The organism is Halovenus amylolytica, assembly GCA_004015825.1.
Lineage (GTDB): Archaea > Halobacteriota > Halobacteria > Halobacteriales > Haloarculaceae > Halovenus > Halovenus amylolytica.
The window spans coordinates 41435-54432 of sequence record SAYS01000010.1 but is presented as its reverse complement, the minus strand read 5'-3'; the positions used below and the strand labels follow the sequence as shown (position 1 = coordinate 54432).

The window sequence follows — 12998 nt, the reverse complement described above, 5'->3', positions numbered from 1 at the left end:
AGTGTGAGTGTAGCACCGACGAGTGATACTGCCGGCTGGAAGTAACTGACGAATTTCGCCACCCCGGGTGGCGCATCTCTTTCCGAATGTACAGCCGTCAGTATGAGTACCATTATCATAAGATAAAGTCGTCTGTATTCTCCTGTATGCAGCGACAAACCCGTCGAACCGTCTACTATCTGGCGTTGGTTTTCGTGACGACCCTGTTACTAACGGGAGTCTACAATGCTGGGATGGCTAGCTGGGAGAATCGTCCCCAACCGCTGTATCGGTCCCTCGAAGTCGTCATTCAAAGCTTTACCACGACGGGCTATGGAGAAGATGCCCCATGGCAGACGCCCCAGATGAATGTGCTGGCGGTCGTGATGCAGTTCACTGGCATCGGGCTGATCCTCACCGCCGTAGACGTGTTCGCTGTCCCGTGGATCCGGGATGCGCTCACGCCAAGCGCTCCCGAAGTCGCGCCCGAGCTAGAGAATCACATCATCATCTGCGAACACACGCCCCGAACCGACGCGTTCATCGGGGAACTCGATGCCCGGGACCGCAATTACGTCCTCGTCGAATCCGATCCGGAGACAGCACGTGATCTGTACGAGAGGGGGTATCGACTCATTGAAGGCGACGCAGAGACGACCGAGACGCTCGCGAACGCTCACCTCGAATCTGCGATGTGTGTGGTCATTGATGGCGCTGATGACAGGAGCGCGAGTATTGCGCTTGCCGTCCGTGATGCCCGTCCAGACGTGCGTGTGATCACGCTCGTGGAGGACGCTGATCTCGCTCAGTATCACAGCGCCGCCGGGGTAGATGACGTACTCTCTCCGCGGCAGTTACTGGGGGAGAGGTTAGCGGAGCATCTTCCAACCGCGGTTACGACGGAGATAGACGAAGGGGTCACCATCGGTGAGGATTTCGAGCTCGTCGAACTCACAGTCTCGGAGGACAGCGACCTCGCTCACAGTACGTTCGCCGAGGCGGCACTCCGAGAGCGATTCGGCGTGAACGTGATCGGGGCATGGTTCGATAACGATTTCAAAACGCCCGTCGATCTCGACGACAAATTACAGCCCGGGACACGACTGCTCGTGACTGGTGAGCCCGACCAGATAGAATCCTTGCGGGAGATCACGGCCTCAGCTGTCCGGGACTTTACCGCTCAGCGGATCGTCCTTGCGGGGTATGGTGATTCTGGACGCGCAGTATACGATGGGTTATCAGGATCCGGCTCGCGTCTGACCGTGCTAGATATCGAGCAACAGGAACAGGTCGATATCGTTGGGGACGCACGGGATCCAGCCGTACTGGAAGAGGCGGGGATCAGGGACGCGGACGCGCTGGTGCTCACGGTTGCCGACGATACGACGGCGGTTTTCACGACGCTGATCGCCCGGGAATTGAATCCCGATCTGCGGATCATCGTCCGAGCGAGCGAGGAAGACGACGTCGAGAAACTCTACCAGGCAGGGGCGGATTACGTGCAATCGCTGGCGACGGTCAGCGGACGGATGCTGGCTTCAACGGTATTCGAGGACGAAGAGGTGTTGACATACGAGACGCAAGTCAACGTCGTCCGACTCCCGGCGGGTGGCTTGGAAGGAACCACGCTCGCTGAGGAAGACGTGCGGACAACAACTGGCTGTACGATCGTCGCAGTGATTAGAAACGGGAAAACAATCACCGAGTTCGATCCCGTGAAATTCACTTTCGAAGCCGGTGATGAGGTCGTTATCACGGGGACTGATGAGGCCATTACACAGTTCGAACAGCAGTTCCGTCCCTGAAACTCGTCAACTGCTGAGGGTTTCCAACGGGACAAACTCCAGCGTGTACTGGAGCGTTCTTTGTTTTGTTTGACTCCAGTTCGTTATCTCGTTCAACGATCTACCACTAATTCTCGAAGGCGAAACGCTTACTCCTCGTCCATCAGATGCTACAGTATGACCATCCACAGCGACTGGGGCGACTGGCTCCCGAAGGAGATCGCAGCGGCCGACCCCGACGGCGTCGACCTCTGGTATTTCGGCTGTAACGGCTTCGCACTCAAAAGTTCGGACGGCACGACCGTCTTCATCGATCCGTATCTCGGCCTCGGCGATCCACCACGGACACTCCGGATGATCCCCGTTCCGTTCGACCCCGAGGACGTGCAGGAAGCCGACGCAGTGCTCGGAACACACGAACACACAGATCACGTCCACGGGCCGAGTCAGGCCCCGATTCTCGCGAATACGGGCGCCCAGTACTACACCACCGACGCTGGACTCGAAGTCACCGAAGACGAAGACTGGACCGGCAACTGGGAGGTGTCTGCCGACCAGCTCTCCGAGATCGACGACGGGGACACGATCGAGATCGGGGATCTCACCATCACGGCCGAACCGGCAAACGATCCCGATGCAGCGCATCCCGTCGCGTTCGTCATCGAACACGACGCCGGAACCTTCGTCCACGGTGGCGACGCCAGACCCGGACAGTTCGAACCCATCGGCGAACGCTACGATGTCGATCTCGCAGTGCTGGCGTTCGGATCGACCGGAATGATTCCCGACAAAGAGACGGGCGAACCGCAGCGGACGACCTGGTACAGCGACGAGAACATGCTGGTCGAGGCTGCGAACGAACTCGAAGCCGAGCGCGTGCTCCCGACACACTGGGATATGTGGAAGGGGATGACCGCCGATCCGACGGTGCTCCACCGCCACGCCAACAGCTTCCCGTACCCCGAAGAGCTGTCGATCATCGAGATCGGCGATCGGGTCTCGCTGTGAGTTGTGGTTCCGGCAATCCGATATGTCACACGCAAGTATATCTATGTCGGCTGCCAGCTATCAGTAGTAATTGAGAGTATGCTGGATGGATATGTAGTAGCTGTGACGGATTCGGCCAGTGGACCGAGACAGGACGGGGAACGGCTGGGAAACGATGAGTGACGACGAGAGTACCGCTGGCCCGGACGATCCCGAACTACTGGCGAATCTCGTCGAACGCACCGAAGACGGGCTATTTGTGATCGACGCGAGCGGCCAGCTATCCTTTGTGAACAGTTCGTTTGCCGATCTACTGGGATACGAACGGGAGCAGTTGCTGGGTACGAACGCGACGGTAATATTTCCCGAGGAACACTTCGAGGCAGTCGAAGAGCAGGTCAGAGCGTTTGGAACCGGAGACAAAGACGGATTACGACGGGAACTCGTCCTCGAACGGAGCGACGGGACAGGACTGACCGTCGCCGTCGAACTCGCCGTCAGAGAAACAGCGGCCGGGAGGTACGCGGGACTGGTGGGTGCTGCCAGCGACGTGACAGCCGACAAGAACAGAGCGAACGAACTCGAACGGTACGAGACGATTGTCCAGGCAGTGAGCGACCCAGTCTGTACCCTGGACCGGGACGGCCGGTTCTGTTATGTCAACGACTCCTTCGAAACCACGACCGGCTACGAGACAGAGACCGCACTCGAAGAGACACTCGAACTGATCTTCGACGACGAGGACGTCGACGCTGTTCAGCAGGCGATCACGGACGTATCCCGGCAAGCGGAGGATTCCGTCACGACCGTCGAGGTGGGCATCCAGACCAAAGACGGCAGTACCGTCCCCACAGAGTGTCGGATCACAACCATCCCGACCGGAGCCGAGGACCCACAGGCAGTCGTCGCGGTCTTGCACGATATCAGCCGGCTCAAACAGCGCGAACGCCGCCTCTCGAAGTTCGCCAGCGTCGTCAGTCACGACCTCCGCAATCCGATGGATGTCGCGCTCGGACGCGCTGAGATGCTCCCCGAAGTCGCCGATGTGGATCCGGAAACCGAGGCGCATCTCGACGACATCTACGAATCGGTCAAGCGGATGGAACGGATCATCCAGGATGTCCTGACACTCACACGACAACGAGGCGATGGGTTCGAGACCGAACCGGTGTCACTGTCGGCGGTGGCCGAGGACGCCTGGAACACCGTCGCGACCGAGTCCGCGACGCTGTCCGTCGAAACTGGACAGGTGATCGAGGCCCACAGAAGTCGCCTCGTCCAGTTACTGGAGAATCTCTTCCGGAACGCGATCCAGCACGGTGGCGAGGAGGTGACTGTTACGATCGAACGCCTCGGAAGTGACGAGGAGTCGGTCGGCTTCCGTATTTCGGACGACGGTGCAGGGATCCCGAAAGAACACACAGCGGAGATCTTCGACGACGGGTTCACGACGAGACCGGAGGGGACCGGACTCGGCCTCGCCATCGTCAGGGAGGTCGTCGGTGCACACGACTGGGAGATCCAGGTACAGAACACGGCCGACAGTGGCGCACAGTTCGATATTACTGGCGTCTCGGTCGTCGAAGAATGACGCAGCGCGCGGAGTCTCGCTAGCCAGTTACTGTTTTAGATGGCGGCTAATCAGTTCTTTCTGGATCTCCGTCGTCCCCTCGTAGATGGTCGTCACCTTCGCATCCCGGAAATACCGTTCGACGTCGAACTCTTTCGTGTAGCCGTAGCCACCGTGGATCTGGACCGCCTCGCCTGCCACGTCGACGGCCGCCTCGCTCGCGAAATATTTCGCCATCGACGCTGCCACCGGATCGACGTCACCCTCGTTTTTCCGGGCGGCGTCGCGGGTGAGTAGCCGGGCAGCCTGCACCTGTGTCTGCATCTCGGCGAGTTTGTGGGCGACAGCCTGGTGTTCGATTATCGGCTGGCCGAACTGCTCGCGGTCGTTCGCGTACTCGACGGCCTCCTCGAAGGCTGCCGTGGCGAGACCGACGGCCTGACTCGCGATCGCGGTCCGGCCGTTCGTCAGCGTCGAGAGCGCTGCTTTCAGCCCCTCACCGACGGGTGTCAGCCGGTTCTCCGCAGGAATCCGGGCATCGTCGAACACCAGCGTCGTCGTATCACTGGCTCGCAGGCCGAGTTTGTCCTCTTTTTTGCCCACGCTGACGCCATCGGTCTCTTTCGGGACCAGAAACTGCGTGATCGAATCGGAATCGTCCCTGTCAGTTTTCGCAAACAGGACGACGACACCGGAGCGTTCCCCGTTGGTGATCCACTGCTTCGTGCCGTTGATGACGTACTCGTCGCCGTCTTCGCTGGCTTCGGTACTCATCTCTCTGGGGTTCGAGCCGGCGTCGGGTTCGGAGAGCGCGAAGGCACCGACCGGGCGTCCCTCGTTCATCTTCGGGAGCCACTGCTCTCTGTGGGCCTCCGAGCCGAACTCCCGGATACAGCTGGTCGCGAGACAGTGAACGGAAAGCGCCGTCGCCAGGGAGAGATCCCCGCGAGCGAGTTCCTCGTTGATGAGGCTGTAGGTGAGCTGGTCGGCGTCGAACCCCCCGTACGCTTCCGGGATCGTCAGCCCGGCAACGCCTAGTTCCGCGAGGTCGTCCCAGATATCCTCCGGGAAGGACTGGTTCTGATCGGCAGCAGGCGCTCGATCTGTGACCTCCTCGGCCACGAACTCACGGATCGTCTCCCGGATGAGCTGCTGTTCTTCGGTCAGTTCCATACCGCGTTGTTGGGCGCTCGGCTACTAAATCAGCGGGGCGAGAATTCGTTGTGCGGCCAGCTACGACGAGGGAAAGCGTTATTCCGTTGATCGAAATAATTGGGATATGATCGTGGTCCGGGGCCGTATCGGAGCTGGGAAAATGCAGTCGGTGAGGGCGATCGTCGGGGTATGAGCCTCGACCAGTATCTTCCCGACCGACTCCGGTCGAGGTATGCGCTCAAGCTTTTTGGAATCTCCGTCCTTATCGTCGCGACCATCGTCAGCATCGGCGCAGTGACGGCGTTTCAGCTCTCTGACAGGGTCGCAGACGAGCAGCTGGGATCCGTCGAAGCGACTGCCGAACTCGAAGCCGACGCACTCGCGGAGTGGATCGAGGGCGAACAGGAGGCGATCCGGATCCTCTCCTCCAGCCAGGGGATCGAGCCCGGAAACGCGACAGAGACACGGAACACCCTCCGCATTGAACTCGACGAGATGCCAGCCGAATTAGCAGCACTGCACGTCGCAAAGCGCCCATCGGACCCGCCCACGAACGGCACGACAGAAGAAATCGTCGCGAGTACACAGCAGGAACTCGAAGGCGGCGAGCTTGCCGAAACCAGTATCAACTGGGGCGAGGACCTCGACGGCGACGACAGACAGTACTTTTTCGAGGGGCGAAACGACGTCATTCTCTCGTGGGTCTACTTCGACGGCGACGAACAGTCCGTCGCCATCGCGTCGCCGACGCACGACGGCGAGCACGTCCTGATCGGCGAGTACCGGACCAGCACCCGCGCCCAGGAGTTTACGAGTATCGTCGACGGAACCGAGACGGTCGTACTGGGTGGCGTGAGTGCCTTCGTCGTCTTCGACTCGACGAATCCCGACGAGTTCCGGCGGTACAAGGGCAACAGGGAGAGCACCGAGGTCGGACGGCGGATTCTCGAACGGGACAACCCCTTCTCGATCATCAGCGGCTCGGAGCTGGACGACAACGAGGTCAGGGGGTATCACAGCGTCCCTGCCGCGGAGACCGACTGGGTGGTCGTCAAGGAGGCCCCACGGTCGAACGCGCTGGCGGTGACGACACAGGTACAGCGTGATCTCGCGCTCCTGCTCGGAACGATGGTGTTTGGCTTTCTGCTGATCGGCGTGCTCATCCAGTACGGGCCGATCCGGGCGATCAAACGGCTCTCCCGGCAGGCGGACACGATCGCAGAGGGGGATCTGAGCGTCGAGATCGACGACACCGACCGGATCGACGAGGTTGGACGACTCCAGCAGAGTTTCGGCAACACTCAGGAGTACGTCGAGACGATCGCCGAGCAGTCAGAGGCACTATCGCAACAGAACTTCGACGCCGACGTCCTCGACGAGGAGATCCCGGGTACCGTGGGTGCCTCGATGGCGACGATGCGGAAGGATCTCGAACGGTTCATCACCGAGCTGGAAGCCGAGCGGGAGCGATACTCCACACTCGTCGAACAGAGCAACGACGGTGTCGGCGTCGTCCAGGACGGCGAGTACGTCTTCGTGAACGACCGGCTGCTCGACATTACCGGCTACGACCGCGAGGAACTGCTCGGAATGGCATTCGAAGAAGTGGTGACGGCCGAGGACTCGGAGGTAGCCCGGGAGCGCTACGACCAGCGGATGACCGGCGAATCCCCGCCCCAGCAGTACCAGCTCGGCATCGAGAACAGCCAGGGAGAACACCGCACAGTCGAGATTGCGGTCTCCCAGATCGACCACGACGGTGAGCCGGCAGCGCTGGTGAACGTCCGGGATGTCACCGAACGCAAGCGCCGGAAGCAACGCCTCGAAATCTTCAATCGGGTGTTGCGACACAACCTTCGGAACGATCTGCAGGTGATCGATGCAGTCCTCGAAGAGGTTACCAACGACTCGATTGCCGACGAGCGGGCAGTGTCTATCGCCCGGCGGACCACAGACGAGTTGCTCGATACCGCACGCACGGCACGACGCATCGAGCGCGCCTTCGAGAATTTCTCGATCTACGAGTACGATCTCGGATCGGTCGTCACCTCCCTCGAAGAACGCGCCGCCGAGAAGTACCCAGACGCAACGATCGATTCGATCTCCGGAACGGCCACTGTCGAGGCAGCCAGTGTCCTCGAAGACGCACTGTGGGAACTGCTGGAAAACGCCTGCAAACATACGGGCGAGGCTCCAGAGATCGACCTGGACCTCGAAGTACGAGACGACGTTGCAGTACTGACAATCCGGGACGATGGACCTGGGCTGCCCAGTAACGAACGGAAGAGTATCGAGCGCGGCGAGGAGACGAACCTCCAGCACGCGAACGGACTCGGACTGTGGCTCGCCCACTGGACTGTCGAAGCCTCCGGCGGTGATCTCTCCTTCGAGGTTACCGATGGAACGACTGTCTTCGTTTCGCTCCCGCTTGCCGATGATGGAGAGGACTGAGCAGGTTGGTTTGTTTTCTGGGTACAGGGTAGTCAGTACTGTGAACAAAACTCTTCGCGAGGCTATGGTGCCGAACACGCCCTGGGACCATGATTCCGGGATCGAATTATTCTACGAAGAACCAACAACCCATCCCCCTCATCTATCACAGCAGTATCAAAGCGTCTATCCGGTCGCTGAACACAGATGAAGTATGAGCTGGCAGGTGATGGACGCCTACGAGACGTACGAACAGGCCCGCGAGGAGTTTACCTGGGAGCTGCCCTCGACCTACAACCCTGCCGCCGATCTCTGCCGGAAACACGACCCCGCCGATGTTGCGCTGCGATACGACACAGGCGGAAACGAAAGCACGGATCAGCCCACGGAGGAGCTAACCTTTGGCGACATCGACGACCGATCCGACAGGCTGGCCGCGGCACTCACAGAGCTGGGTGTCGACCGCGGTGATCGCGTCGGCGTGGTCGTCTCCCAGAAACCCGCGAACCCGATCACCCACCTCGCGAACTGGAAACTCGGAGCGGTCTCGGTCCCGCTGACAGTACTGTTCGGTCGGGACGCACTCCAGTACCGCCTCGCTGACAGCGACGCAGTCGCGGTCGTCGTCGACCCCAGCGTGCGCGAGACGATCGACGAAATCCGCGAGGACTGCCCGACGCTCGAACACGTGATCGAACTCGGCTCCACTGCGGAGGGTGACGCCCACGCCTACGACTCACTCCTCGATTCCCACGAACCGGGATTCGATCCGGTCGATTCGACGCCGGAGACCGAGTCGGCGGTGATGTACACGAGCGGGAGCACCGGGCCGCCGAAGGGTGTCGTCCACAGCCACGCGCTCTGGCTCGGCCGCGCCGCGGCGGCGTACAACTACTTCGACCGCGGGCTGGATGACGCGATCCTGTGGACACCCGCAGACTGGGCCTGGGGCGCTGCACTCGGCGGGACGCTGTTTGCCGCCTGGCACTACGGCGCTCCGGTGGTCGGCTGGCCCCGGGGGAGTTTCGACGCCGAGGAAGCCTTTTCGTGTCTCGAACGACACGACGTGACACACGCGTTCATGCCGCCGACGGCGCTCCGAATGTTGATGAGCGTCGACGATCCAGCCGACCAGTTCGATCTCTCGGTCGAGGTGTTCGCCTCCGCTGGCGAGCCGATGACACCCGAAATCGTCGACTGGGTCGAGGGGTCTTTCGACGACGTCTCGATAAACGAGTTCTACGGCCAGACCGAACTGAATCTCGTCGTCGGAAACTCGGAGTGGTTCGAGACGCGCCCGGGGAGCATGGGCAAACCACTGCCGGGCTACGAGTGTCGGGTGGTCGATCCCGAGAGCCACGAGCCACTGCCGAACGGGGAGACCGGGGAACTCGCAGTGTGGCCGGACGACCGGCAGGTCTTCTTCGATCGGTATCTCGGACTGCCCGAAAAGACCGCTGAAAAGCAGACCGACGACGGCTGGTTTCTGACGGACGATCTGGTCGAGCGCGACGACGAGGGCTACCTCTGGTTCGTCTCGCGGTCCGACGACGTTATTCTCACACGAGGGTATCGTGTCGGGCCGATGGAAGTCGAGTCGGCGATTCTCGACCATCCGGCAGTCGAGCAAGTGGCTGTCGTCGGCGTACCAGACGAAACGAACGGCGAAGCGATCAAAGCCTTCGTCCAGCCGACCGCCTGGCCCGAGAATCCAGAACAACTGCGCGAGGAGATCCGCAAACTGGTTCGGGACGACCTCGCTGCCTACGAGTACCCCGAATACGTCGAGTTCGTCGAGGAGTTACCGACGACATCGACGGGGAAGATCCGCCGAAAATCACTCCGAAACTAGAACGGCGGTCGAAACGTTTACAACCGCTGGCTATCGAGATACAGTCATGAGTTCGAACAGCGGCGACGGCGGGCTGATGTCGAGTGCCGGTCTCGTCCGGTATTTCGACGCCGAGGAAACACGAGGACTGCGTCTGGATCCGAAAACAGTCGTTGCGTTCAGTACGCTCCTCGGTGTCTTCGTCCTCCTGCTCAACGCCTTCGCGTAAACTACCCCACCCTACTACTTGCTCACAGCTTCACCGTTCGCTTCATTGAGGGTGGGGCTTTCGCATGGACTCCCGTTCTGGCCGCCGTCGCTGGCAGGCGAATACTCGCCGTTCACGTTCAACGTCCCGCGATTCAAGCGCACGTTTACGGGTGCGCCTCCGCTCGACGACGTTTGCGCCGAGCGGAGCTGCTTCAGGCCGATATTTTTCGCCGCGTTGTAGTCAGCGTTCACTTCGTAGCCGCACTTCTGGCAACAGAACCGCTCTTGTGTCTGGCGGTTCTCGCGGAGCGTCGTCCCACACTTCGAACACCGTTGGCTCGTGTACGCAGGACTTACCTGTTCGACCGAGATGCCGACCACCTCGGCTTTGTATTCGACGTACTCGAACAGACGGCGGAACGCCCAGGCGTGGAATTTCTTGGCGTTCGGCATCCGTTCACGAATCCCCGTCAGGTTCTCGAACGCAATCACGTCGCAGCCGTTATCGACGGCTTCCGCGACAAGTTCCTTCGAGACAGTATGTAAGAAGTGGTCGTAGCGGCCTGTCTCTGTGTGTCCGACCGACCGTATAGTTTCGTGAGCGGCTCGCGTTCCACGTTGTTGAAGCGACCCGCGCCGCTTCTCGAACTCGCGGTGCCAGTGGTTCAACTCCGATCCGTTCCAGAAGGTACCTGTCGAAGTGACGGCGAGGTTCTCGATGCCGAGGTCAACGTCCTCAGAAATCGGAGATTTCTGATGGGCTGCACAAGAGCTTCACTCTTGTGAACGCCGAGGACTGTTCTGTGCCCGTCGTTGCCGTCGTCGGCAGTCTCGGACTCCATCTCCGCCTTTGTGCGGACGTGAAGGTAGAACTCGCCGTCGCGGTAGTGGAGTTCCCCACCAGTCACTTCGTAATCATCGTTGAACAGGTACTCCGAGTAGGGCGTCTCGCGGCTTTCGTCCGGAAGAACGTACTCAGCGGTAATGCGTCCGTCGACGGTTGAGAGCGTCACGTGGTCGTCGTTGAACGTCGCACACCGCTTGTCGTAGACGAGTGTTGGCGCGGAGAAGTGCGGCTTCCCCGCGTAGTCACCTTGCTTCCAGCGGGCAACCACGCTCTGTACGGCGTCAGCAGCCTTGTTGCGGGCGTTCTGGACGAGATTTGCTTGAAGCCTCGTCTCAGCCCGTACATCGTCGTAGGTTTCGCGTTGGAGTTCGGCTTTACTCGTAATCTTGTAATCGCCTTGCCACGCGTGGTCGACGACGTAGTTGGCGGCCCACAGAAACTCGGAGATGGTTTCGTGGAGGAGAGCAGCGTCGCTGTCAGCCACGTCGAGTTTGACTGGGACAGTGCGACGTACCTCCATCCGTGTTTCAGATGTGAGTCTATATCTTTATATTAATAACGGCCCGTAGGGAGTCGGCCAACCATCGAGCGTGGTTGGTGTCGTACTGTGTCGGTTTCCTCTCCGACCTATTCGCTCGCTACGCTCGCTCCTTAAGATCGGAGGTTCCACCTTGAATTACGCTGATTCTCGCGTCCGTCTCCCGAGACTCGCCTATTTTCCCAACCCGGAGAAGCTTTGCCTGTCCGGCCCACACCTGCGACCGATGACTGTTCGGGTTCGCGGCATCTACACGACGGCGCTGACAGCTCTCTTCGACGATGTCGTCCAGGCCTCACCGGCGATTCGGGATCGGTTCGACGACTCGTTTTCGATGGCTCCAGCCGAGAGTACTGTCGAGACGACGGCAGACAGACAGGGAATCGGCGTGCACGACACCAGCACCGACAGCGGCGCATACGAAGCGGCAATCGACCGGCTCAGTGAGCTGGCACTCGATACGCTCGCGTGGCAAGCCTCGCTGCCTCGCGGCGGCATCTTCGCGGGAGCGGTCGTCGAAACACTCGGTAGCGGCGCAGTCCTCGAATGTGCAACAGCCGACGATCACCCACCGGCCAGCAGCGCGGAACCCAGCGATCCACTCCCAGCTGACGACCAGACTGCGGGGTTTCTTCCGTATTCGAAGACGGCAGACCGAGTCGAGGAGGGCGACCGACTCCTCGTCCAGGTCACGGAGTCACAGCCACCCTGGAGTGACGACCGACCGCTGCTCGATACGACCATCCGAGTGGAGGGTGGACTCGCGACGCTGACCCGCGGTGGGACGACAGGATCGGGCCAGCCCGATCTGGCGGATATCCTCCCGGCCGAAACACCCGAGGGCTGGGCGATCAGCTGGGATCGAACGGCCGACGACGCCGACCTCGACGAACTCTCCGCTGTGATCGAGACGCTGGGAGCACGCGCAGAGACCGTCGACGAGGCGCTCGCAGATCACTCGGACCCCGGCGAGATGGCACCATACGGCTACCACCGTGGCGACCGCACGGTCTGGTTCTGGTTCGGCCGGGAATCACGGTTCGCACTCGACGAGAAACGGCGGTCAGCCACGACGACGATGGTCGGCCACCACCGGATCAAGGCCGGAGCCGAGTCGGCGAGTATGGCCGTCGATTTCGTCGAGAGGATCTGTGGCGACGTCGGCAGCGAGTTTCCCTTCGACGTCGTCACCGGGCAGTTCGGTCCACAGGTCGGCGACGCTGTCAGCATCGGCCACGGCAAGCCGGCCGGCCACGTGATCGACCTCGGCCCAGGCGAGGTGACCGACCGGGGATCGGACGGAAAGCTGACCGTCGAGCGGGAGATGTCCTCGCGCGGAACGTACGACGCGCTCGGAACGAAACGAGAACCCGGAGACGTTGCTACGACGAAATTCACGGAAGGCCGCTGGTGGTATCCGACCGTCTACCGACGCGACGGGACCTCGAAGGGCACCTACGTCAATATCTGCACGCCGGTCGAAGTGTTTCCGAGCGAGGTCCGGTACGTCGACCTCCACGTCGACGTGGTCAAGAAACCCGATGGCACAGTCGAGCGCGTCGACGACGACGAACTGACCGCAGCAGTCGCGGCCGACAGGGTTCCCGAACCGCTCGCGGAGAAAGCCCGCAAGGTCGCGAGCGCCGTCGAAAACGCGCTGTAGCTCC

Annotated in this window: 8 protein-coding genes and 1 pseudogene; 7 read left to right on the top strand and 2 right to left on the bottom strand. The window is 60.9% G+C overall.

Going from position 1 to position 12998, the window contains the following annotated elements; genetic code table 11:
• Positions 1 to 146: 146 nt before the first annotated feature.
• The 3 genes from EOW68_RS10130 (at position 147) to EOW68_RS10120 (ending at position 4341) form a co-directional block, all read left to right on the top strand.
• Entirely contained in the window at positions 147 to 1784 is a 1638-nt protein-coding gene (locus EOW68_RS10130; protein ID WP_128225040.1) for a potassium channel family protein, read from the top strand.
• A 156-nt stretch (positions 1785 to 1940) separates the two neighbouring features.
• Complete coding sequence (locus EOW68_RS10125; RefSeq protein ID WP_128225039.1) at positions 1941 to 2771, top strand: MBL fold metallo-hydrolase; 831 nt, start codon at positions 1941 to 1943, stop codon at positions 2769 to 2771.
• A 154-nt stretch (positions 2772 to 2925) separates the two neighbouring features.
• Positions 2926 to 4341: a PAS domain S-box protein gene (locus EOW68_RS10120; RefSeq protein WP_128225038.1), complete on the top strand. Its 1416-nt coding sequence runs from the start codon at positions 2926 to 2928 to the stop codon at positions 4339 to 4341.
• Between the two features lie 27 nt (positions 4342 to 4368).
• Here the strand turns inward: EOW68_RS10120 and EOW68_RS10115 are convergent, their stop codons facing one another.
• Positions 4369 to 5493, bottom strand: a complete 1125-nt coding sequence (locus EOW68_RS10115) for an acyl-CoA dehydrogenase family protein (protein ID WP_128225037.1) — start codon at positions 5491 to 5493, stop codon at positions 4369 to 4371.
• A 171-nt stretch (positions 5494 to 5664) separates the two neighbouring features.
• Here EOW68_RS10115 and EOW68_RS10110 point away from each other — a divergent pair, with 171 nt between their 5' ends.
• The 3 genes from EOW68_RS10110 (at position 5665) to EOW68_RS10100 (ending at position 9965) form a co-directional block, all read left to right on the top strand.
• Complete coding sequence (locus EOW68_RS10110) at positions 5665 to 7926, top strand: PAS domain S-box protein (RefSeq protein ID WP_128225036.1); 2262 nt, start codon at positions 5665 to 5667, stop codon at positions 7924 to 7926.
• A 193-nt stretch (positions 7927 to 8119) separates the two neighbouring features.
• Complete coding sequence (locus tag EOW68_RS10105) at positions 8120 to 9757, top strand: acetate--CoA ligase (protein ID WP_128225035.1); 1638 nt, start codon at positions 8120 to 8122, stop codon at positions 9755 to 9757.
• Positions 9758 to 9803: 46 nt separating this feature from the next.
• Entirely contained in the window at positions 9804 to 9965 is a 162-nt protein-coding gene (locus tag EOW68_RS10100) for a preprotein translocase subunit Sec61beta (protein ID WP_128225034.1), read from the top strand.
• Positions 9966 to 9979: 14 nt separating this feature from the next.
• Here EOW68_RS10100 and EOW68_RS10095 read toward each other — a convergent pair.
• A pseudogene (locus EOW68_RS10095) lies at positions 9980 to 11313 on the bottom strand (RNA-guided endonuclease InsQ/TnpB family protein).
• Positions 11314 to 11557: 244 nt separating this feature from the next.
• Between EOW68_RS10095 and EOW68_RS10090 the strand changes: the two are divergent.
• Positions 11558 to 12994: a ribonuclease FAU-1 family protein gene (locus EOW68_RS10090; protein ID WP_128225033.1), complete on the top strand. Its 1437-nt coding sequence runs from the start codon at positions 11558 to 11560 to the stop codon at positions 12992 to 12994.
• Positions 12995 to 12998 lie beyond the last annotated feature (4 nt).

Bases quoted from the DNA above. Each gene is read 5' to 3' on its own strand.
- EOW68_RS10125 (WP_128225039.1), top strand. From the start codon at position 1,941: ATGACCATCCACAGCGACTGGGGCGACTGGCTCCCGAAGGAGATCGCA.
- EOW68_RS10130 (WP_128225040.1), top strand. From the start codon at position 147: ATGCAGCGACAAACCCGTCGAACCGTCTACTATCTGGCGTTGGTTTTC.
- EOW68_RS10090 (WP_128225033.1), top strand. From the start codon at position 11,558: ATGACTGTTCGGGTTCGCGGCATCTACACGACGGCGCTGACAGCTCTC.
- EOW68_RS10105 (WP_128225035.1), top strand. From the start codon at position 8,120: ATGAGCTGGCAGGTGATGGACGCCTACGAGACGTACGAACAGGCCCGC.
- EOW68_RS10110 (WP_128225036.1), top strand. From the start codon at position 5,665: ATGAGCCTCGACCAGTATCTTCCCGACCGACTCCGGTCGAGGTATGCG.
- EOW68_RS10120 (WP_128225038.1), top strand. From the start codon at position 2,926: ATGAGTGACGACGAGAGTACCGCTGGCCCGGACGATCCCGAACTACTG.
- EOW68_RS10115 (WP_128225037.1), bottom strand. From the start codon at position 5,493: ATGGAACTGACCGAAGAACAGCAGCTCATCCGGGAGACGATCCGTGAG.
- EOW68_RS10100 (WP_128225034.1), top strand. From the start codon at position 9,804: ATGAGTTCGAACAGCGGCGACGGCGGGCTGATGTCGAGTGCCGGTCTC.